Genomic DNA, 22,354 nt, shown 5'->3' with positions numbered 1-22,354 from the left:
TTTACCCGTCTTTGCCTGTGGTTGTACAAGGATTTTCAATGCAGCATAACCAAAAAGTTGCACAACATATTGCCAAGCTGCGCAGTGATGTTGATGCCGCTACCTCTCAAGATGACCTGCTCGAGGTTATCACTCAAGTTAAACACCATCCGGGACCATTAGATTATCGCGATAAGATAACGCACTCTGTTAAGTGGTTACTGATCAGCGCTTGTGTCTTGTGTATCTTTTTCATCTTTATGCGCCTCTGGTATCAACAAGTAGAGCCTTTAGCTAAGTTAGTGATCGATGACTCTTGCTATTGGCTTCCTGTCGCGCTGAGTACATTATTAGCCAGTTTTTGCCACGAGCGCGGATGGCTGCCTGTCCCGATGGTAGTCAGCTTTACACTGCTGGTGGCAGCAATGGCTCTGGTGACAATATATGTACCTGAATGGCCAGAAGCCTATTGGACTGCGCTGCGTATTTTTGGCTATGTCATTAGTGTTGGAGAGATTGACAACCAGCAGTTTGCGTTGTGGTTTATTCTGATCATCACCAGTTCAATCACCTGGGTATGGTTAGATTATCGAGCTAATTGGCGTAAACATCTTTCCGATAAAATATTCCTCTGTGACGCGCTATTTAATAATGGCTTAAAACAAACTAAGCCTGCACCCGAAGACAAACTAGATGCACTTGTAAAGCAGTTTGCAGAGTTTCGTCGCGGTAGTGGCACGCGTGATATTGAGCAAATGTTTGCCGGGCAATATCAAGGTGAGCAGCACAGCTTTAACTATAAGCTTTATCACTTTCAATATACGATAAAGCGCACTCAAACCAGTTCAGATGGTAATGGCGGTTATAAAACCAAAACCGTTCATGAACATCGGGACCGTTACGGTATGTTGCTCGATTTTCCATTCGCTAACGGTTTGTGCCTAGATGCTGAAGACGAGGTAAAGCTTAAAGACTCGGTTTATGCTGAAAAGTATCAAACAGAGTCAAATGCATTTAATGACATTTATCGAGTACAGGCCTGCGATAAACTCACCGCGGCACGCTTTTTAACGCCTGCAATGATAGAAACGTTACTTGACCTTAATCGCAACTTTATTTCACCTATGGTTGAGATCGCGCCAGATGGCCGTTTGTGTATTGCCTCTACCAGTAAGCTGATTATTGAAAAACGTAAACATTCACTGGCAAAGCCAGATGAATTTTATCAAGAAATTGCCGGCCATACCGAGTTAAAGCGGGTGCAAAAATTGCTTGCAGCAGTCCATGAGCTTATGCGTTTATCTGATAACAATTTTGTTCGTAATCCTAAAGAAAGTGTCAATTTAAACCCATTAACGCAAATAAAAAACTCGGAGAACAATGCTCATGTTAGCCTATAACGCTCAAGTCACTCGCAATATCGCTGCGATCCGCAACGATGTTGAGGCAGCAAAAAGCCAAGAGGACTTGATAGCATTAGTGCGCAGAGTCGAGCACCATCAGGGCCCATTAGATTATCGGGATAATTGGTATCGTTTTTTCTGCGCAGTTTCGTTGTTTTTCGCCTTGTTGCCGATAGCTTTTGAGTTGGGATTAGTCGTCCCTGATTTTGTGATGCACATTCTTAAAAGCGCACTGGGCTACAGTGTGTTCTGGTATCCAATGTTGTGCTTGGCCACAATAACGCGTTTTTGTGAGGATAAAGGCAAGCGCTTGCCTATTCCAGGCCCAATATGGGGCCGGATGGCGTTAATGGCGGCAGTCGGTGCGAGCTTAAATCTTATTCCTGCTTGGCCATATTGGTACTGGGATCTGTATTTCGATACGCTGGCGTCATTTTTAGGCTTGTGGTATCCGAGCTCAGGGTTCGCGGCGCATAATGGCGTGATTGGCGTGTTAATGCTGTTTTGGCTACGAGGCCGAATGAAGTGGCGTAACAAGTTATCAGATAAAATATTTTTAAAAGATGCTCTATTTAATAATAACTTAGAGGCTGTGCCGTTTGATGGCAAAAAGCTCGCTAAAGAGCTAGAAGCTAGTTTTAGAGAGTTTAAGCGCGGTAACGATTTACGCGAAATCGAAAGTCTATACAAAAGTACTTATCAAGGCGAAGTACATCAATTTGACTACCAGCTTTATCGTTTTCACTATGTTGAAGAACGCACTGAAACAACGACCGACGCCAATGGTAAAACGACTACACGCACGGTAAGGGACCATTATTATCGCCACGGTGTGTTATTAGATTTTCCGTTTGCAGAGGACATGAGCATCAGCAACGACTTTGGTATTAAGCGCCGAGGTGAACGCTATAAAAGTGCCTCTAATGAGTTTAATCGCCAATATCGAGTCCATGCAACCGAGCTGATGACGGCTGCGCGTTTACTATCGCCAGCGGTTGAAGAAAAGCTCGCGGTGTTTGCTAAACAATTAAAAAAGCCAGTATTCGAATTCAGCCAGCAAGGCAGGTTGTGCTTGGCAGTAACCGATGACCTACTAGCTGTGAAAAGGGTAAACGGTTTAAATAACCCTAAAGCATTCGCTGAAGAGTTAGCAGGTCATACTGAATTAAAGCAAATGACACAGATGCTCGAAATCGTGCACGAGGTGATGCGCTATAGCGATAACAATTTTAAGGCAAGTGCTTAAATCGTTGGCCAAAGCCCTTAATCGCCAAAAGCCCAAAACAGTTTGCCCAGTGATCCCCGGTTAAATTGAAGATAAATTGAAGATAAAAAAGGAAAGTTAAATGGATAGTTCAGTAATAGGCTTAATTGTTGTTGCCGTAGTGGTCGCCGCTATCATCATGTTGTACAACGGCATTATTGGTAAACACAATGCGGTTGATCGCGCATGGGCGTCGGTACTGACTCAAGAGCGCCAAAAGAACAAGATCATTCCAATGGTTGAGCAGTTAGTAGAGCAATACAAGCTGCATGAGTCTGAAGTATTAACGAAAGTCACTGAGCTACGTAGCGCCATTGCAGAAATGAGTTCAGGTGTCGACACGGCAAAGCTTGCCGCCGCTGAGCAGCGCACTCAAGATTTAATGCAAGGCCTTAAAGTCACTGTTGAAGCTTACCCCGAGCTGAAAGCGTCTGATGTATATATGAAGTTAATGGCTGAAATTAGCGAGCAACAAGAACAAATTGGCGCAGCGATCCGTATTTTCAACGCCAACGTTGAAGACTTTAATAACGCGATTGAGATGTTCCCTGGCTCGCTCATTAACAGCATGTTGGTACGTAAGCAGAAAATCGCCAGCTTTAGCGATAGCGAAGCCCAAGCTGGGTTTGAGTATAAACCTAATTTATAGCCCATTGGTCTGGGCTTTAGCCCTCGTAGGGTAACAGGCTGCGCCTGAACTTAAGCAATCAAGCTGCGCCTGATAAACGTCGTGGGATTCCATTCCACACCCGGGCAAGGAGGACTGTTCGTCCTTATCCTCCTTGCATCCACCATGACGCCCCAAACGGAGTTGTCTCCCTCACTCATCTTCGAAAATCTCTATCGCCTCATATTCGCCGTCCATGGCTCACCTAAGGCTATTTCGGCATCCATGCCTCAATCACGAGATTGTTCTTCAATGACCTCGGTAACTCCGATGGGGAATTGGTGTTGTCTGTACGTTCAGTAACTAATTTTTGCCCCAAAATCATTTTTACTGTTAAAAGTGGTAAATAGCAGAGTTAAAGCTTTGGGCTTATAAAATCTAATGTGGGGAGCAAGATACAAGACCTGCCTCGGAATTATCATTTAGGGCGGAGCCTAGTGATTTTTCTTCCTGCGTGAACATTCCACTTTATGCAATTTTGAAGGTTCTTTGTTTCACTCAGGCAAAGAAACAAGGAATCTGTTCTCTCCATGCTGTAACTAATTGTTAACAAGCTGGTTTGCTGTTAGTCTTGAGTGATTAAAGTATTGGCGACCTGTTCTTATTAAGACCGTTCTTATTCGGAATTCAGCCTAATATACTGTTAACTGAACTCAAAGGTGTCATTATCACAATTCTTATCGAAACAAATCGCCTTCAGATGCGAGAATTCACATTGGAGGACGTTGATGCTGTTTATGAGTTCTCGACTTGCTCTGATGTTATGCAGTTCACTGGGGACGCCGGCGTCATAAAAAGTAAGGCCGATGCTGAAAATATAATCAGAAACGTATGGCTGGCAGAATACAAAAGGTATGGTTATGCCCGCTATGCCCTTGTCCACAAGGATGACAAAAAGGTAATAGGTTTCTGTGGCGTAAAATATGAGCCAGAACTTGGTTGCCCTGACATAGGCTACCGTATGTTACCCAAGTACTGGGGACTGGGTCTTGGAACTGAAGCCGTGGGCGCAGTTCTTACTTACGCACGTGAAGTGCTGGGCCTCAAAAAAATTATAGGAGAAGTAGTGGAAGAAAACGTAGCTTCAAATAAGCTGCTATTAAAGCTCGGCTTTTGCCATACAGAGACGTATGAAAAAGATGGTTTCGTAATAAACCGATATGAATGATACGTCACTCAGTTAACAAGTACAGGCAGGCGTGACGCAGCAAAGCTGCGCCGCTGCCGTGAGCGTTACCGTATAGTAGCTTTCCATACTTTCCCTAATGAGATTCATCACTTTAAGAGCTTTGACTCTAACCAATTTCTGTCCAAAAATAAGTTAGAGAACTTTAGCTAATTAACTCGTGAGATCAAATAATTAAGATACCCATAATTGTGAATGCTGGTTTCCTTTACTAGGCTTTAGTTCAGGCTAAATAGAGGAGTTTGTTATGCCAACACCAAGATTGAAAAGGTGTTTGCCATGGATATTTGTGCTGTACCTTTGAAACAACACTTCATTTAGAGCAGAACATCACTTATGAAGAGTTCATCTCTCAGTGCCGCGCAACACTGAGAGATGAGTTTTAGCGATACATCATCGAAAATTGTTGTCGCTGAGCCGCATGAGTTGCTCTACAGCTTCGAGTAAATGATTTAACTTTTTCAATTCACTGCGACCTGCTAGTTCCTCGGCAAATTCTGTAGGGGTTGCCAATCCGTATTGACGCTTAAGTTTAAGTAAATCATCATCGTCAATAGCTAGGCAGCACTGGCCGTTGGCGTTCACCTCAAACACTAAACGGCGATATGCATCTTTTAGCTCCAGAAACTTTTCTACAGTAGCGGGTTTTAGCAATTTAGCGGCTTGCATTTTATGTTGGCAAACCGTTTTATAACTTTGATTAAAGGCGTTGGAGGCATCTTTGTATTTGGTGCCTTTAATAGCGGGGACGCCGTCTGCATCGAGCGCAACGCTTTTCACGTAGGGGAAATCAAATAACAATCCGTGACGATGGTAGTGGTCGTACACTGTGCGTCTTGTGGTTTTACCATTGGCGTCAGTATCGGTTTGTCTGCGTTTAATTACGTAATGAAAGTGATACAGATTAAACTGGAAACTGTGCGCTTTACCTTGATATTGCCCTTCATAAAAGGCGTCGATGGTTCGGCGGTGATTACCCCGATGAAACTCTTTGAACTGAGCTTCAAGTGCTTTGGATTTAGCTTCAGGCGTTATCTTGACCTGAGTTAAATTGTTGTCGTGGAGGATGTCTAAATGGTGGATGCGATCTGATACTGGCTCGCGCCAACGTTTGCGCACACGTAACCAGACCCACAGGATAGGAACAATAACACCAGCCAATAGCGCTAGGTTAATCGGGATTTTGATTTGTCCATCTAGGCTAATGAGTTGAATGAGCTTTTCAAATACGAACCAATAAGCCAAATGCCATTGGGGAAAAATATTTGCGATGAGCAAGGGGCAGGCGGCTATGGCTGCCATTCTAAGCCAAGGGCGACTTATGGAGCGAAACAGCGGTATAGGTTTACCTTGGCGTTCGAGAGAAGTGACTAAAAAGGGAGCCGAGATTGTCGGTAGCCAATAGACAGAGCTCTCAATAACATCAAACACTAAACGAGTAAGACCGCTGGTAAATTGCGGGTAGACATAATTAACTAAAATACCATAGCTGCTAAATGCAAGCAGTAACCACATTAGTAAACTAGGGAGCTTGTCATTGTAATCTAGTGGGCCGGGATGATGCTTAACCGACTCGACAACTTCAATGAGTTGCGCCTCGCTGGTGGTGGCTTCAACATCAGCTTTTATCTGCTCAATATTGGCTTTTACTTGTGTATTGTGGCTCATGCAACTCCTTGTCACAGACTTCTTATTTTCTTATTTTTACAAGCGAATGTTTATGCTCTATTGTCTATCGTAACTGCAGCCCAAACGCCTATGAGCAGGCGTTTGGGGAATAATATTCACCGCTATTGAATTCGAACTTAATGTGGTAGCACTAAACTTTTACCTAGGTTTCCACCATCGCTCACTGTGTTGCCAGTCTCTTTTATCACTAAATTTAGATTCTAGAATGTAATAACGTTCACCATTAAACCGCAAATGGGTAATGGTGGTACGGCTTTGACTACCATCTGTGCGTTTGGGCAAAGCACCTGACAGCTTAGTCTTAGTGAGCAGTTTAAGGTCGGCAAAGCCTTTGTATTGTTTTGGCTCAATGTGCAGCGCACCTTTGCCGCTCTCAACGATATAGCGCTTTGTCAAACCCGCTTTGTCGTTAGTTTCACTTTTAATGACCTCAGGTGTTCTGGCAACATGGTAGCCACTTGGCTCGTTTTTCCACACTTTCCAATAGTAAAGGGGCAGTCTTTCTACCACTGGGATTAAAAAGCGGCCTTGATGAACAAATAAATTCAAATAATCAGATTGATACTCAGTTGCGCCCTCAGGGTGTTGCTGCGCTTGTACTCGTACACCCAGAGCGCGGGTATCATTGTTAAGCTTGTAGTTAGCGGTATCAATCCAAAGAGGTGACTGTGATGCCGTATTTTGCTCTTTGTTATCTAGCGAGTCTGCAATAATGGTTAATCCTGGTCCCTCGTATAAACTGCCAGTATGACGAGCGATAACCTCATGAGTTTGAGTGTCCATTATGACGGTGCGTAGGGTGTAACGCCTTTCACCTGCATAGCTTCCGCCTGTCCATTGTAAGTATGCGCCCATGGTAAATTGTTCTTGGTGCGGCAGTTGCTTACATACAGCAGCGCTGAACCCTCGAACATCACCACTGTCATTTTCCATTGCTTCCAGGGCATCTATGCTGCACGCTTGCTTGGCATGACTTGCTGGCGAAAACGCTAGCGTGCAAGTCAAAATAGCGCAAGTTAAAAGGCTGCTGTTAAATAGCGCGGTTAATCTGCAGCCGAACGGGGTTATTGAAGGCTTGTTAGTTAGCATTTTGGCTCTCCGATTGACTGCTGTTTGGATCTGTTTTCGATGCGCTTTCATTGTCGCTGTCACTTAAAAAATTGACGCCAGTTTGGTTTATTTGCCAAAACTCAGGGGAGGGTAATCGCTCGGTGACAAACGGATAACGCTTGCCATCATATTTAAGCTCGCTGTTAAAATTGATTGGTTCTACTTGATCGTATTCGCCATCGGTACTGTATTGCTGACCTTGGGTTATTAACTTTAAATCATGGTAGCCATGGCTAGTTGTTGGTAACACCTCAACTTCACCTTCAACGCCATAGTGCAGGTATACGCCACCGTTACTTCCAGCGAGATCTGTGCCTTCAATTTCGTAATCCAGTGGTAGGTGTTTCAGTACTGGGCGTAACTTATCACCTTGTTGTACAAATAAGGTCATAAAGCGGTTGGTTTTAAAGGCTTGATAGTCACCATGTTGCTGGCTTTGTGGGGAATTTTCGTAGTTGACGAGGTCGAGTATTAAACCCACTGCTGGCGTATTGTCGTTTAGCGCGTACTCGCGGTGGATGATACTATTCGTGTCAGAATGCACCTTGATGTTGCTACTTTCATTAATGATCCCCGTATAGCGTGCTTCAACTTTATTACTATAGCGGTTAACGATGATCACTCGCCATAGATAGCTTGTGTAGTTATGCTCGATTTCTTTGTAGGGCTGGAAATAAGATAGTAACGCTTGCTCTTTATTATGCGGCAATACCCAGCACACAGGATAGTATGTTGCCGCGCTAATACCGTGCTTTCTGCTGAGGAGTGCGGAATCAAAATCGATCACGCTGTTTAATTGATTCAATCCACAATCTTGTTGTTGACCTTTTTGTTGCTCATATAACGCTTGTTCAAAAGTGTCTTTTTTTAAGCTGCCGAGTGCGTAGCTATTGGCGCTACAGAGAGTAGCCAATAGTAATGCGGTAAAAATAATTAATGGTTTATTCATAAGGTCGATTAACTTGTTCTGGTGATTTTATTAATTAGCAAGGGCGCGATAAATCGAGGTTTTATAACCTCTAACTTGTACGCCTTTACGTAGCGGGATAGCGTATTGCGGCAGCGGTCGATTGCTGTAATCGATATATTGCGGTGTCGCGTAATAAAACACGCCTCGATATTGCTGCGGTAAGTCTTGTTGCTGCAGCAAATCATATTGCTGGTTATAACTGCTAATAGGTATTGGTTTACCGTTATTGTTAATCACTTCACCAAGCTTGTCGGCCAGTGCCCGAGAGGTTCTTTGTGCGCCGGCATCTTCTACCCAGTTAGCAATTAATTGACCTTTAGCATTATGTTTGAGGGGCATTAAAATAGTGTCTTTAATCACTGGGATGGTTTTGACTTGCGCTAATTTCATTTGATAAAGCTCAAGCTGCAGTGCTTTGTTTTTTGAAACGTTATCTATGTGCGGTGCATTGATGCCATAAACCATGTGGTCACAGGTTGTTTCGTCATAGCCTTGGTTGCTGCATACAGCGCCCCAGTCAGGCATGGTGATTTCAATCAGTGCAGCACCGTAACCAGCATGACTGCTACTCAATTTTGTGTCTGTCGCCTCAAAGTAGCTGCCAAGAATGTTGTAATCAACACTGCGGCGGCTTTGCAACCAGCGCTGACTATAGGAGTCACTGCGCTTACCTTCACAAATCAGTAAAGGAAAAGGGATTCGGTTCCCCGCACTAGCGGCTTGGTACATGGTTTTACGTTCATGCTCATCAAACTGACAACTGCCTAAATCGGTCATCAAAGTTTGAATTTTTAGCGCATTTTCAGCATCAGCATTGCTTGGCAACAAGCTACAACCGCTGAGTAAACCGATGCTTGCAATATAAGTTGCTAATAGGGAGTTAGACCCAGTGTTCGTTAATATAAACATGATTATTGAGGCAACCTTTTTGAGTCTGAGTTTGAGTCTGGAGCAGGATCTGAATCTGCAATAAACTTGCGCGCTTGTTCAAGGTTCATGCCTTTATTACTCGTTATGGCCTGTGCTCTTAAGGCGGCTGATTGTGCGATTATCTGTTGTAATAACTCATCGGTGAGCAGGGTGTATTTTTGGTAGGTAAACCCAAATAGTGAGTTTTCACCATACAGCGCGAGCTTGTCGCCAGATTGATAACTATCCCAATCCTGTTTACTAATGCCGCAAATATAATCGTTGCCCCAGAAACGGTAGCCTTGCAGGTATAAACCGCCATCACAGGTGCGGCTGTAATAGCCAAAACGTTTATCATCAATCGTAGCAATGACGACAGCTTTATCGGCAACAAAGCTATGTAGCAGTACTGGTAACCCTTTAGCTATTGAAAAATGCAATAAAATGGGAATGCCGATAGTGACAGATAAGATAACTTTTATCGGGCTGCGAGGTTGATTATCGAGGTTTACTCTTAGCCATGAATTTTTCTGCCTTAATCCCCAAAACAGCGCAAAAAGCAAAAGCACCGATAGCGAAGCGGCAAAAAAGCTGAGTGGCTCGTAAAGCACATCATTAACTAGGGTATCGCTAAACACGGCAACCATCATCAAAGCCAGCAGTAACATAAAAAAGTATCCCAGCACTTTTTGTGTTCTGGTGGTTTTTGGCGCGAAGATATTACCCATGCAGTTCCTTAGCTTGTGGTGTTGAGAGTCCTTGAGCCTAATACGTTACGATAAAAGGTAGGGCAGGTTTTGTGATAGTAGGTAAAGGATATAAAGAGCGAGTGCAGTATTTGCCCATAAACCGTAGCGGAGGCTTTTATAATAAACCTTGGAAAACACCAAACTGCCAATCACCAGTGCGCTTACCCAAATTAAGCATTTAAAGATAAACACTAGACCTGTGCCTACACCTTCGTGGTCGACCCGTGCCACACCGATCAGAAAGTTGGGGCCAATAAATTGCAGCAGCGGTATAGCAATAACAAACAGGGCCTTGCCAAGAGGAGTCTGCATCAATGTTGAGGTAGCATCTGGCATATTGTATTAGTCCGATTTACTGTTTTTATGAATGATTGTTTTTATTAATGCAGTTTTAAATAGCATGTTAATAAATGCTTTTTAGATAAATGCATATCTAATGGCCTGGATTAACTTAGGGCCCGCACTATTGAGTGCGGGCACCATATCGATAGTCGCTTTATGATTACAAGTGTATGAATTGTAAATTGTTATAACGCCTTTTGTTTTGTGATGCGGGTCACAAAAATGCTTTCAGGTTGAATACCCTTGGCTGTTATCTATTCACAATGGCGGCGTCATTAAGGCGTAGGGTGTTTAGCAAAACGATATAAATTAACTTGTTAGCATTAATTTTTTGTTGGATAGTTTTTTTATCGAAAAGTCATCTGCTATTGGCAAGTAACAGAAGTTTAGGCTTACGCAAAGGATTGCCAATTAAATTTATAGTTTGGAGTGTTTAATGATGCCGTTTTCGAAAACAGTAAGATCTGGTTCCATGTTTGTTTCAATATTTGTCTCAATGTTTACCTCTCCATTTACGTTAGCGTCGCAGGTGCAGAGCTTTTCTCATGGTGACTGGCAAGTCACCTGCGATAATACTCACACTTGCCGTACAGTGGGTTACCATAATCCTGAACACCAACATAAACTTGATGAGTACGCTCCGGTTTCTGTGATATTAGAGCGAGCTGCGGGAGCTGACGCCCAGCTGACCGCGAAAGTGAAGTTTGGTCAGATTGTAATGGATTCGACTGACAACCGTGACAAGTCTACTGAAACAATCACGCTTAGCATTAATGATAACTATCAAAGCCAATTAGGCCCTGAGTTGCCAGCTTATGAAGAGATGGACCTCAGCTTTAGTGGTGAGCATGAGCTAAGCAAGGAACAAGTTAGCCAATTACTCAATGCACTAACCATGAAGGGCCAAGCGTCGATTAAATTTATCGATAGTGCGGACAAAGTGTGGCGATTATCAACTAAAGGCTCTACTGCTGTTTTATTAAAAATGGACGATTATCAAAGCTTGGTTAACACGCCTTTTGCGATTGTGAAAAAAGGCGTTCGTAGCAACAATTTGGTGCAGCCAAAGCAAGCGCCTGTTATTTCGGTACCCGCTCAGCCAATACCCGTTACAACTGCGGCAGATCTTGCATTGGCCACAGATGCAGACTTTATCCTTAGAATGAGAGCAGCACTTGATAACGCCTGTGATAATGTCCCAGCAGAAGACGAGCCTTTAAAGCTTGAGGTTGCCAGGCTGACATCAAATAAGCTTGTAGTGTCAACTATGTGTTGGTTCGCTGCATATAACTATGGCGAAGCTGTGTGGCTGGTTGATGATAACTTTGAGACCGAACCTGTGTTAGTCACTGACAGTGCGGTGAATTATGCTAATGGCGTGATTGATGAGTTTATGCGTGGGCGCGGTGTAGGAGATTGCGTGTCTGCAAGACGCTATATTTGGAACGGCAGTGAGTTTGTTTTAGCTGATTCTTATTCTACCGGAGCCTGCCGAGAGATTGCGGCTGGTGGGGCTTGGTATATCCCTACCACAGTGAGCACGGTGATTGTTGGTGATGATCCAGCCGCAGGATTTGATTGTCTGTCTGAGCAAGCTTATAGCACAGAAGGTATGACTAAGTGCGGTCTGCGAGAGTTAGCTAATGTCGAGTGGAAACTCACCGAGGTTATTAAATCTATTAGTGCCCTTGAACACGTGGCAAGTAATAGTGAGTTAAGCACCGCCTATAGTCAGGCGCAGGCCTCTTGGTTAACGTATCGTAATGATGTTTGTAAGGCTGAGATGCTGACATATGTTGAAGGTTCTATGGCGATGCCTGTATTGGTAGGCTGTAAGATTGAGCTAACACAAAAGCGCTTAAGGGAGCTGCAGTTAACTAAAGAGTCGCTTATTTTCCGCGACTTTTAATTGCTCAAAAGTTATTGAGAGCCGATATCTAGAGATGATAATCGGCTCTTATCAAGCAATGTGATTTCTTTTCTATTTTGTTTCTATTCTATTTACTTTTATTTTATTTGGGTCAAATCCAAGGTCTGACTCGCTTTTTATAGTCTATAAACGTCTGACCAAATATCACTTCCAGTGCGCGTTCTTCCGGCGCAATCTGAAAGCGCTGCATATAAAGCATAAAGCCTATAATTCCGAGCACGCTGCAAAGTGAAGCTAAATAAATAGCCCAAGCACATAAAGCTAATGCCATACCTAAATACATAGGGTTACGGCTGAATTTATACATGCCAGAGGTGACGAGTGCAGAAGTGGATTCAGGTTTGAGTGGGTTAACTGTAGTGCGTGCCTGTCGAAAGCTGATAACGCCAGCGATGGCCGCAATGATACCTAAACCCAAAAAGCTGCATATGGCGATTAGCCTTATGACGGCCAGCGTCGCAGTACTCGTATAAAACAGGTCTGGGCTTACGCCATTAGCTGGATTTTGAGTTAGTGCTGGAGTGAGTAATGTCATTGCCCACATGATGCTAGCAAAAACAAAAGCGACAATTGGAGGCGGGATTGTATTTTCTAATCTGTTAGTGAAAATCGACAAAACTCGTCCTGTGAGTTATTTGAGATGTTAACAAAATAATAGGTTAATCAAGCCTATCAATAAATAGTCTTTGGTTAATTATAAGAAACAGTGTTGACGACCTTCTCTGCTAATAAGGTTTAGCGGAGAAAGTACTTTTATCTTTGTAATACACAGGCTGTTTAGTCTGTTGTTTTTGGCTTTGACTCGTTATTTAGATGATTAAGTTATAATTAAATGGCTTTGTATAACGTATTTTATTGGTTTATTAAACATTACGTTTACTTATTTGGAGGTATCTCTGTTTAGTTGCGGAATAGTTCGAAAAATCTTCGTGATCTAGCTTCAAAAATCTCACCGCGCAAAATCAATTGCTTAACAATTATAATCTATATTAGTAACTCGTGATGATGATAATCATTATTGTTTGTTTTGTATCTCATTGATTTAATGTTGTTTGATGCATTTTAACTTTTATAAGGTGCGGCTTAAATAGATCTTTATAGTGTGAGCCAGCGAACGTATTTCTATAAAATACGCGTCATGCCTCAAGTTGTTGGCAGATATGCGGATTGTTGAAGTCAGATATCGCTAAAGAATAAAATACCCACTTCGATATACAACCGGCCTGTAAGTTAATGTCCAGTAGAAAAACCATAAAGTCAGTGAGTCTTGTGGCCAAGTTAATGGCTAGCAGTTTACTCACGCTGCTTATTTGTGTTGCTCCTGTTAAAGCAACACCTTGGGATAAGCTTGATTCAGCTCAACTCGAGCAAAAACTAACCGAAAAATTTGCCGAAGGTAAATACTCTCCGAAAGGGGCTGACTCTTGCCTGATGTGTCATAAGAAGAATACCAAAGTCATGGAGATTTTTGACGGTGTTCACGGTGACATGAATAACAGCAAGTCTCCTATGGCCGGTATTCAGTGTGAAGCATGTCATGGCCCGTTAGGTAAGCATAATCGTGGTGGTAAAGAGCCAATGATTAGCTTCAGTCCTGACAGCAAGCTACCTGCTGAAACGCAAAACAGTGTTTGCCAAGGTTGTCATAACGACCCTAAACAGATGGCATGGCATAACAGTACTCACAATCTAGAAGAAGTGGCTTGTAGTGATTGTCATAACGTTCATGCGGCAAAAGATCCTGCTCTTGACCGTTTAACGGTTAACGACACTTGTACTTCTTGTCATACCCGCGCTAAAGCTGACATGAACAAGCGTTCATCACACCCAATGAAGTGGGACCAGATGACGTGTATTGATTGTCACAACCCACACGGTTCTATGACCGAAAGTGCGTTGATTAAGCCAAGCCTTAATGAAACTTGTGCTGAGTGTCATGCCGACAAACGTGGTCCATTCCTATGGGAGCATGCGCCGGTAATGGAAGATTGTTCAAGCTGTCATACACCGCACGGTAGTGTTAACGACAACTTACTTAAGTCGCGTACTCCGCAGTTATGTCAGCAATGTCACGCAGACGATGGCCATGCAAGCCGCATGACAAGCCAAGCTGGTCTAGATGCATTCAGTGCGGGTAAGAGTTGTTTAAATTGCCACAGCAAGATCCATGGTTCTAACCATCCTGCTGGCAGCAACTTTGCCCGTTAAGTCTAGGAGTGACAAATATGCGTTTAATTAACCCTTTTTCATTAAACCTGATCACCTTAGCGTTGCTAGGTGCAGGAACCAGCGCGTTTGCGGCTGATTTTGGTGTGCAAAACGCCAATATCGCCGAAGGCAAAACGGCTAACTATCAGTGTAAGCGTTGTGTTGAAACCCAAGGCTACACTGGCAGTGTTGGCGTGAGTGTTGGCGCGGTTGATGCTGATGACAACCATGCTATCAATCAGTTTGGCACCGGAGAAGACGGCGCTATCGCTGGTGTGAATGCCGATCTTGCTTATCAGCAAAGTGGCTACAAAGCAAAAGTTCAAGCTCACCAGTTGGGTATGGATAACGGCTTTGTGACTATGGAAGCAGGTAAGAGCGGTCACTATAAGCTTGATGTCGATTACCAAACGATTACCACGAACCAAGGCAGCAATGCTTCGACCAATCTTTGGCAAAACAATGGCATGCTTACGCCAAGCGATCAAACTCGCGTATTGGATTTAGCCTTACAAAGACAGCGCAGTGGTATCGGTTTTGAGTATGATTTCTCTGAAGTATTAGGTCTTGGCCTAAGCAGTTATGCACGCTATGACCGCGAAGATAAAACCGGTCACCGCAGTGCAAGCCTAACTAGCCCAACGCCAACTAACTTTGCTGAAGCAGTTGATGAAACTACAGATAAATTCAGTGCCGGTGTGGTACTTGACGGTGCTAACTGGTTGTCAGAACTGAGCTATAACGGCTCACGTTACGATAATAATATGAGCGACTTAAGTCTGCCATATGCCTATGACGTTTATAGCGCAACACCAGATAACCAAGCACATCAAGTGTCTTTGTCTGGTCAATACCGTTTAGCTTCGAGTGTATTTAGCGGTCGTGTGGTAACAGGTCGTATGATCCAAGACCAAGACCTTATCCAGATGAGCGGCAACCCAATCCAAAACTGGGACGGTCAGGTTGATACTTTAAGTTCAAACCTAGCGGCTAGCACGCGAGTAAGCAGTCGCTTACGTTTAGGTGCAAGCTATGACTACAGCAAGCGTGATAATCGCTCATCGGTATTTGACTTTGCTCAATACGAGTTCAATTCAATGTCAGGTGCGTTTAAACAAAACGTGCCTATGGATATTGAACGTCAAACCTTTAAAACCAACGCGAGCTACCGTATTGCCAGTGGTTACCGCTTACAAGCTGGTTACGACTATAAACAAGTTGAACGTAGCTACGGTGAGCGTGAAGAGACTCGTGATAATGAGTTTTGGAGCAAGCTAAACATCCGTGCAATCGACAAGCTAACCCTAGATTTTGGTGTCAGCTATGGCGAGCGCGGCGGTAGTGACTACCAAGCTAATGAGCTTACCAGCGACGAAACTGAGTCGTTAATGCGTAAGTACAATCTTGCCGATCGCAAGCGCACAGAAGTTAATGCCAGAGCAAGCTATGCGCCGCTTGAGTGGCTAACCTTCGATGTTAGCACTTACTACGCTAATGATGATTATGATGCCACTGAAATCGGCCTGACTCAGGCTAAAGATTACGGTTACGACATGAATGTTCATATTCAAGTTGCTGAGCCGTTGTCAGTGTATGCATTTGCGGGTCAGCAGTGGATTGATTCAGACCAAAACGGTGACCAAGCGTCAGTTTGGCACACTGAAGTGAATGACGAGTTCATTAATCTAGGTTTGGGTGCAACTTACTCTGGCTTGATGGATGGCAGATTGATTTTAGGTAGTGATTATCTATTTGCTAACTCATCAAGCAATACAGGTGTCAATGGCTACAACTATGGCAACTCAAATCCAAACAGTTATGGCAGCTATTACTCGTACAACCACAGTGTGAGTTTATACGGCCAATACCTGATCTCTGAGCAAATGGCTGTCAAGTTGGCTTACCAGTTTGAACGTTATTTTGATACCGACAGTGCTGCGGTCACTCCCGATAGCATTCCAGGTTTAGTGACCTTGGGTGACCTGAACCACAATTACAACGCCCATCAACTGATGTTGACCTTCAGCTACAAGCTGAAATAAGTCGATTCAGATATTAATAAGTTTGAGGAAAACAAGATTATGGAACGTAGAAGTTTCTTAAAAATGAGTGCCGCGCTGGGCTGCGCCGCAACAGTTACCGGCTGTAATTCAAGCTCTGATGATGCCAATGTTATTCCGCCACAGCCGCCAGTAACTGACGAAGTGGTGAACTGGTCATCTTGCCTAGTTAACTGTGGTTCTAACTGTCCAATTAAGGTTTTTACTAAAGACGGTATCGTAACCCGTGTTGAAACTGACCACCAAGTAACCGATGAGTACGGATTACATGAAGTACGTGCTTGTGCGCGTGGTCGTTCACTACGTCAAAGAAACTACGCTGTTGACCGTTTAAAGACACCAATGAAGCGTGTTGGCGAGCGTGGTAAAGCTGAATTTGTACCAATTAGCTGGGACGAAGCAACTAGCATTATCGCTGAAAAGCTTGCTGCTGTTTACGCACAAGAAAATGGTGCTAAGTCAGTATTCCGTAGCTACGGTTCTGGTGCTTACTACGGTTTTGCATCAAATGCGTGTTTCAACCGTCTATTTAACCTAAACGGCGGTTACCTTAATGCTTATGGTAACTACTCTTGGGCGCAGCAGATGGAAGCGGCGAAGCACACTTTCGGTACTGGCAGTACTGCTGGTTCGTCAACGATTACTATCGAAGACAGTGACTTCTTCTTAGGCGTGGCTTACAACCCAAGCGAAATCCGTCAGTCGGGTTCTGGTGAAGGTTACGATTACCTACAGGCGCTACAAAGAAACAACGGCCTAGAAGTGGTGATGATTGATCCTCGTTACACTGACTCTATGTTAGGTAAAGAATCAAGCTGGTTACCAATTCGTCCAGGTACAGATGCTGCGTTTGCTGAAGCGGTTGCTTATGTGATGATCAACCACGCTAACTTTGCGGGTCAATCTCTACCGTTTGTACTTGAGCATTCAGTGGGTTTCAACAAGCAGTCAATTGAAGATCAAAAAGCGATTTTTGCAGCGAGCAGCGATGCTACTGACCAAGAATACGCGAAGGTGATGAACTCAGATGAAAACTACCAAGACTACATTCTAGGTCAAGGTATTTACACTGACGCTAAAACACCTGAGTGGGCTGAAAAAATCTGTGGTATTTCTGCAGAGAAAATCCGCTACATCGCTGGCAAGCTAATGACAGCTAAAGCACCTTACATTGTTGTGGGCGCTGGCGTTAACCGTCAAGCAAACGGCGAGCAAAGCATGCGTTCTCTATACATGCTATCAGTGCTAACCGGTAAGCTAGGTACTCGCGGTGCATCAAACGGTGAATTGCCATACATGAGCAGTATGTCTCGTGCAGGTATTCCAACAGGTAGTAACCCAGTTAAAGAAAGCATCTCTTTCTTTACTTGGTCTGAAGCGATTAACAGCGGCGAAACCATGACGGCGCGTAGCCACGGTATTCGCGGCACTGATGGCCTTGATACACCACTTGGCGCTAACATCAAGTTTATTCTGTCAGCATCTGATAGCTCGCTACTGAACCAGCACGCTGAAATCAACAATACGGCTGATATCTTCCGTAATGCTGAAGATTTATTCATCGTATCTTGTGATTGCTGGATGACGCCAGGCGCTAAGTTTGCTGACATCATCCTACCTGACACTAGCTGGTTAGAATCAAACGACTTAGTTAACGATTCATATGCTTCTGGTTCATTAGGCTACCTAACTGCAATGTCTTCTTCTGTTGAGACTATGTGGGATTGTAAGTCTATGTACGAAGCGGCAGCGATGATCGCAGACAAGATGGGCGTTGGTGCAGGCTTTAGAGATGGCAAGAACGAAGATGAGTGGTTAGAAGAGCTTTACCAAAGCACTAAAGCTAACAGCAATAACATCGGTGTTTCTCCTGCGTTCCCGGCCACTTACAAAGAAGCACAAGAAATTGGTTTCTTCCGTAAGAACATGAACGACAACCACGTTGCACTGCAAAGCTTCGTTAAAGAAGGCAAAGCGCTTTCAACACCAAGTGGCAAGATTGAAATCTACTCTGCTGAACTTGCATGGCGTGCGGCTAACTGGGATCAAGAGTCTGAGACAAAGGTTAAGGGTGACACCATCACAGCTATTCCACAGTACACGGTAACGTGGGACGGTTATGAAGATGAAGGCACTAAAGAAGATTACCCAATTCAGTTAGCGGGTTACCACACTAAGGGCCGTACTCACTCAAGCTACCACAACGTACCTTGGTTACGTGAAGCGGTAGAAGACGCTGTTTGGGTTAACCCAATGGACGGTGCTAAGCACGGTTTAAGCTCAGGCGACAAGGTTGAGATGTACAACGAGCGTGGTTCAATTGAAGTAACTGTACGTATCACACCACGTGTTGCTCCAGGTGTATTTGCCCTAGGACAAGGTGCTTGGTACAAGCCAGGTAACAAGACTGCAAGCAATGGCAAAGGCCATATCGTTGACGAAGGCGGCGCAATCAATTCGTTAACTCGCTACCAGCCTAGCCCTGTCGCTAAAGGTAACCCACAGCACACTATTCGTGTTGCCATTAAAAAGATTTAAGAGAGTAGTTAATTATGACTGAAGCAACTCAATACGGTTTTTACGTCGACAGCACTAAGTGTACTGGCTGTAAAGCGTGTCATGTATCTTGTAAAGACCGTCAAGGTAACGAGATCCGTAACAATACCAACCCTGAACAAAATGGCGTACCTGCGCTAAATGGTGTGACTTGGCGCCGTGTGTACGAATACGGTGGCGGACAATGGACTGAAGGTCAAAATGGCTGTTTTGAGCAAAGTGTATTTGCTTACTATATGTCTATTGGTTGTAACCACTGTTCTGAGCCTGTGTGTGTTAAAGCTTGCCCAACGGGCGCAATGCATAAACGCCGCGAAGATGGTCTAGTACACGTTGCACAAGATCTATGTATCGGTTGTGAGAGCTGTGCTCGTGCATGTCCTTACGATGCACCACAAATTGACCGTGAACGTAAAGTCATGACCAAGTGTGATGGTTGTTTCGAGCGCATCGCTGAAGGCCGTAAGCCTGTATGTGTTGAGTCTTGTCCGCTACGTGCACTAGACTTTGACACTATGGATAACCTACGCGCTAAATATGGTAACGGCGATGGTCACATTGCACCATTACCACCTGAATCAATCACTTCACCAAACCTTATCATTAAGGCGAACGTGAATGGTGGACAAGGCGGCGATATTCTTAACCCAACTGAAGTATAACTTCAGCTAAAGGTTAAGTATTAAGGTCTTTAAATAGCACAACAGCAGCGGGCTTGATAGCCCGCTTAGCTTGTAAGGTAAATTATGTCTTCAAAATCTGAGTCGTTAAGTCATTCATCTATTGCTGCAGTGGACTTTGCTGAGTATCAAGGGCTAGCGCGAATACTGCATCATTGTCTTATTCGTTATCCTGAGACTGACTTTATCGACGGGCTAAAAGAGTGTGATGTGGCTGGCAGCTGGCCAGAGTTTGGCGGACGTGAGCAAAATTGCATTGGTCGTCAATTGCTGGGTGATTTTTTACAGCAATGGTCGAGTGAAGTGAGCGCGGAAGATGCAGAGAAGGCATTAATTACCTTAAAGCTGGACTACGGCCAACTTTTCTTTGGGCCAGGCGAACCGACAGCTGTGCCGCAAGGCTCAGTCTACTTGTGTGAAGAGCAGTTAATTAACGATAGAACCACAGTTGAACTGATGGATTTTTATCGGGCTCATGGCGTTGAGTTGCAGCTTGATTACAAGCAGCCCATCGACCATATTGGTTTGTTTTTCGCTGTACTTGATCAAACATTTGGTCGTTTGCAGAGCGAAACAGATAACCAAGCTTTGATCCGCTTTACTCAAGTGTTATTACAGCAGCACCTATTACCTTGGGCAATGCGTTGCTGTGAGCTCGCTGTGGAGCATGCCAACACCGATTTTTATCGCGGTATTGCATTGCTAACCACAGACTTCTTATTGCAACTGCAGCAAGATTTTCAAGTGTTAGCGCTGGATAAACGCTTGTTCCGCTAATATGTTAGCGGTGATGTGAGTACTAAAAAGCCCGTAAATTTAATTTACGGGCTTTTTTTATGGATTTGTCATACTCGCGTTTTATTGGCGTAAGTGGCCTGATAAAAAACCTTAGTTAAAACTTCCCATATTGCGACTAGACTGGCGTTTATCGTTTCTGACTTGCTCAAGTTGGGTATTAATCGTCTGCAATAACTGGCATAACTGTTTTGCATTATCGTCGAGTAGCGCTGCAGTATCTTGATTATCTGCGCAGGGGGTGATTAACGACTGGCTCCATTGATAGCCGATAGTTAACACTAAATGCTCAGATTGGTTGAGTTCGCTTTGCTCAATCTCTTTGATAAATAATAAACGACTGGCGGCAAACAAGCAGTGAAGGGCGAGTTCATTAGCCAAAGGCGTTTGTTCATCGCTTGTCATAGGTGGCAGCCATACCGGTTCACCTTCAGCAAAAACTAATGCCGAAATGGTGTTGGTCACTGTGCTAAGAGAAGTCGCGCCACCAAACAGTTGCACCACTTTTTCTGATTTTTGCAGTGTTAGGGCTAAGCGACTAGCAAGGATGGATTTACTCCATTGTTGCCCTAAAGAGCGTCTTAACGTCATCTCATTAAAATCTCGTATAAACAGCCTCATCACAGAGGCTAAACCAAGCTTATGAAGTAGTTTAGCATTTTGGCAATTAGCCCGATGTGCTTAGTGCAGCATTATCGGATTAAGATACTAAATTCACTAGGTCTGCGGCACATTTCTGTTAAAATTCGGCTTCTATCACCATGACTTTTAAGGTTCCCCAATGGATATTCAACGCGTTAACCCATGTGCAAATTGGTCTGATGCGACCGTGTTTAATAACATGGTACATTTTGTCGAAATTGCAGCTGATGTAGAAGGCAATATGCTAAGCCAAACTGAGCAGGTTTTTGCCCAAGCTGAAGCAACATTAGCCAGTGTTGGCAGTGATAAGTCACGCCTGTTATCGGTAACGATTTACGTGACTGATTTTGCCAACGTGGCGGTATTTAACCAAGCTTGGCAGGCATGGTTACCAGAAGGCTGCGCACCAAGCCGTGCTTGTTTGAAAGTCGAGCTTGCCGATCCTAGTTACTTAGTTGAAATTGCCTTTGTTGCTGCGGTTAAGTAAAACTGAATATTTTAGTCACTGAGATCAGGTGATGGCGTATAGAGATGTTGATTCTGTTTGATAGTGGTTTAATCTAACCGTTTAAGCAGTTGACGCACTCTAGCGCGTGTCTCGTCAATTTGGGTCACAACAGCCTGTGCGCTGGCTTCATCATCGGCCATATGCTGCCAATTTGATTGCCAGCTCAGTTTGAGCTCCTCTGCAGCCACACTGAGTTCAGGCTCTGTTATCATGCTCAAGTCGGCAATCAAATTGACCTTTACCCAGCCTTGACGTGGGTTACCTTGAATTACATCTTTATCGTAGTGAGCTGCATAGACGATAGATTCAAGTTCAGACAGCTGTAATAACAGCTCAAAACTAGCCGAACGTGCATTACTGTTGTACTCGGTGATTTCCATCCGCCATACGTTATAGCTAAAGCCTACCAAAGCAAACACCATACTGAATACTGCTGTAAGCTGAAATATAGAAATGGTTTGCTCACCAGAAATTGCGATTTTCAAAGTTAGCGCCTTTTGTCTATGTCATTAGCATAATTCTAGACAATGATGCTTTAAGTGCATTATTTACAGCAACAAAGTCACTGACATAGCATCTTTTGTTACTCAGAATATGAACGACATTTGCTTAAATTTTTCCGGTTCAGTTTAATTTATGCCGTATCTAACTCTCTGTATCTTTTTTGTATTTAAGTTGGTTTACTTTGTGATTCAGGTGATTCAGGT

General features: G+C 43.8%; 20 protein-coding genes. 11 read left to right on the top strand and 9 right to left on the bottom strand.

What is annotated here, in order from left to right; all coding sequences use genetic code 11:
- The first annotated feature begins 38 nt into the window (after nucleotides 1-38).
- The 4 genes from AB4298_RS14810 to AB4298_RS14795 all read left to right on the top strand — a co-directional run bounded on the left by AB4298_RS14810 (nucleotide 39) and on the right by AB4298_RS14795 (nucleotide 4,481).
- Nucleotides 39-1,379: a DUF3137 domain-containing protein gene (locus AB4298_RS14810; protein WP_371987304.1), complete on the top strand. Its 1,341-nt coding sequence runs from the start codon at nucleotides 39-41 to the stop codon at nucleotides 1,377-1,379.
- Nucleotides 1,366-2,628: a DUF3137 domain-containing protein gene (locus tag AB4298_RS14805; RefSeq protein ID WP_371987303.1), complete on the top strand. Its 1,263-nt coding sequence runs from the start codon at nucleotides 1,366-1,368 to the stop codon at nucleotides 2,626-2,628. The genes AB4298_RS14810 and AB4298_RS14805 overlap by 14 nt, the downstream gene beginning before the upstream one ends.
- 100 nt (nucleotides 2,629-2,728) lie before the next feature.
- Nucleotides 2,729-3,295 (top strand): LemA family protein, encoded by a 567-nt coding sequence (locus AB4298_RS14800; RefSeq protein ID WP_371987301.1) that lies wholly within the window; start codon nucleotides 2,729-2,731, stop codon nucleotides 3,293-3,295.
- 718 nt (nucleotides 3,296-4,013) lie between these two features.
- Nucleotides 4,014-4,481, top strand: coding sequence for a GNAT family N-acetyltransferase (locus AB4298_RS14795; RefSeq protein WP_371987300.1), 468 nt, complete (start codon nucleotides 4,014-4,016; stop codon nucleotides 4,479-4,481).
- Between the two features lie 411 nt (nucleotides 4,482-4,892).
- On the opposite strand, the gene AB4298_RS14790 is transcribed toward AB4298_RS14795, so the two are convergent.
- The 6 genes from AB4298_RS14790 to AB4298_RS14765 all read right to left on the bottom strand — a co-directional run bounded on the left by AB4298_RS14790 (nucleotide 4,893) and on the right by AB4298_RS14765 (nucleotide 10,262).
- The gene (locus AB4298_RS14790; RefSeq protein WP_371987299.1) at nucleotides 4,893-6,167 is read right to left on the bottom strand and encodes a hypothetical protein; all 1,275 of its coding nucleotides are present in this window, start codon (nucleotides 6,165-6,167) and stop codon (nucleotides 4,893-4,895) included.
- 159 nt (nucleotides 6,168-6,326) lie between these two features.
- Entirely contained in the window at nucleotides 6,327-7,277 is a 951-nt protein-coding gene (locus tag AB4298_RS14785; protein ID WP_371987297.1) for a PA3715 family protein, read from the bottom strand.
- Complete coding sequence (locus tag AB4298_RS14780; RefSeq protein WP_371987296.1) at nucleotides 7,267-8,247, bottom strand: hypothetical protein; 981 nt, start codon at nucleotides 8,245-8,247, stop codon at nucleotides 7,267-7,269. Before AB4298_RS14780 ends, AB4298_RS14785 begins: the two co-directional genes overlap by 11 nt.
- A gap of 30 nt (nucleotides 8,248-8,277) precedes the next feature.
- Nucleotides 8,278-9,177, bottom strand: coding sequence for a hypothetical protein (locus AB4298_RS14775; protein WP_371987295.1), 900 nt, complete (start codon nucleotides 9,175-9,177; stop codon nucleotides 8,278-8,280).
- A 2-nt stretch (nucleotides 9,178-9,179) separates the two neighbouring features.
- The gene (locus tag AB4298_RS14770) at nucleotides 9,180-9,905 is read right to left on the bottom strand and encodes a hypothetical protein (protein WP_371987294.1); all 726 of its coding nucleotides are present in this window, start codon (nucleotides 9,903-9,905) and stop codon (nucleotides 9,180-9,182) included.
- Between the two features lie 45 nt (nucleotides 9,906-9,950).
- A complete protein-coding gene (locus AB4298_RS14765; protein ID WP_248999594.1) occupies nucleotides 9,951-10,262 on the bottom strand; it encodes a hypothetical protein in 312 nt (103 codons plus the stop codon).
- A gap of 478 nt (nucleotides 10,263-10,740) precedes the next feature.
- Between AB4298_RS14765 and AB4298_RS14760 the strand changes: the two genes are divergently transcribed.
- Complete coding sequence (locus tag AB4298_RS14760) at nucleotides 10,741-12,177, top strand: DUF1176 domain-containing protein (protein ID WP_371987293.1); 1,437 nt, start codon at nucleotides 10,741-10,743, stop codon at nucleotides 12,175-12,177.
- A 112-nt stretch (nucleotides 12,178-12,289) separates the two neighbouring features.
- Here the strand turns inward: AB4298_RS14760 and AB4298_RS14755 are convergent, their stop codons facing one another.
- Nucleotides 12,290-12,742, bottom strand: coding sequence for a methyltransferase family protein (locus tag AB4298_RS14755; RefSeq protein WP_371987485.1), 453 nt, complete (start codon nucleotides 12,740-12,742; stop codon nucleotides 12,290-12,292).
- 737 nt (nucleotides 12,743-13,479) lie between these two features.
- Between AB4298_RS14755 and AB4298_RS14750 the strand changes: the two genes are divergently transcribed.
- The 5 genes from AB4298_RS14750 (at nucleotide 13,480) to AB4298_RS14730 (ending at nucleotide 20,479) form a co-directional block, all read left to right on the top strand.
- On the top strand, nucleotides 13,480-14,406 hold the full coding sequence (locus AB4298_RS14750) for a DmsE family decaheme c-type cytochrome (RefSeq protein WP_248999592.1): 927 nt from the start codon (nucleotides 13,480-13,482) through the stop codon (nucleotides 14,404-14,406).
- Between the two features lie 17 nt (nucleotides 14,407-14,423).
- Entirely contained in the window at nucleotides 14,424-16,448 is a 2,025-nt protein-coding gene (locus tag AB4298_RS14745) for an MtrB/PioB family decaheme-associated outer membrane protein (protein WP_371987291.1), read from the top strand.
- Between the two features lie 39 nt (nucleotides 16,449-16,487).
- Complete coding sequence (locus AB4298_RS14740; protein ID WP_371987290.1) at nucleotides 16,488-19,004, top strand: DMSO/selenate family reductase complex A subunit; 2,517 nt, start codon at nucleotides 16,488-16,490, stop codon at nucleotides 19,002-19,004.
- Between the two features lie 14 nt (nucleotides 19,005-19,018).
- Nucleotides 19,019-19,684, top strand: coding sequence for a DMSO/selenate family reductase complex B subunit (locus AB4298_RS14735; protein ID WP_028768110.1), 666 nt, complete (start codon nucleotides 19,019-19,021; stop codon nucleotides 19,682-19,684).
- An 84-nt stretch (nucleotides 19,685-19,768) separates the two neighbouring features.
- Nucleotides 19,769-20,479, top strand: a complete 711-nt coding sequence (locus AB4298_RS14730) for a TorD/DmsD family molecular chaperone (RefSeq protein ID WP_371987288.1) — start codon at nucleotides 19,769-19,771, stop codon at nucleotides 20,477-20,479.
- A 111-nt stretch (nucleotides 20,480-20,590) separates the two neighbouring features.
- Here AB4298_RS14730 and AB4298_RS14725 read toward each other — a convergent pair whose 3' ends face one another.
- Nucleotides 20,591-21,088, bottom strand: a complete 498-nt coding sequence (locus tag AB4298_RS14725) for a hypothetical protein (protein ID WP_371987286.1) — start codon at nucleotides 21,086-21,088, stop codon at nucleotides 20,591-20,593.
- Nucleotides 21,089-21,278: 190 nt separating this feature from the next.
- Between AB4298_RS14725 and AB4298_RS14720 the strand changes: the two genes are divergently transcribed.
- The gene (locus AB4298_RS14720; RefSeq protein WP_371987284.1) at nucleotides 21,279-21,626 is read left to right on the top strand and encodes a RidA family protein; all 348 of its coding nucleotides are present in this window, start codon (nucleotides 21,279-21,281) and stop codon (nucleotides 21,624-21,626) included.
- A 68-nt stretch (nucleotides 21,627-21,694) separates the two neighbouring features.
- Here the strand turns inward: AB4298_RS14720 and AB4298_RS14715 are convergent, their stop codons facing one another.
- On the bottom strand, nucleotides 21,695-22,132 hold the full coding sequence (locus AB4298_RS14715) for a hypothetical protein (protein WP_371987283.1): 438 nt from the start codon (nucleotides 22,130-22,132) through the stop codon (nucleotides 21,695-21,697).
- Between the last annotated feature and the right edge of the window lie 222 nt (nucleotides 22,133-22,354).

Origin of the sequence: Shewanella sp. 10N.261.52.F9, from assembly GCF_041471165.1 — a bacterium.
GTDB lineage: Bacteria > Pseudomonadota > Gammaproteobacteria > Enterobacterales > Shewanellaceae > Shewanella > Shewanella marinintestina.
Note: the sequence above shows the minus strand (reverse complement) of the source record. Positions and strands in the feature narration are given on the sequence as shown.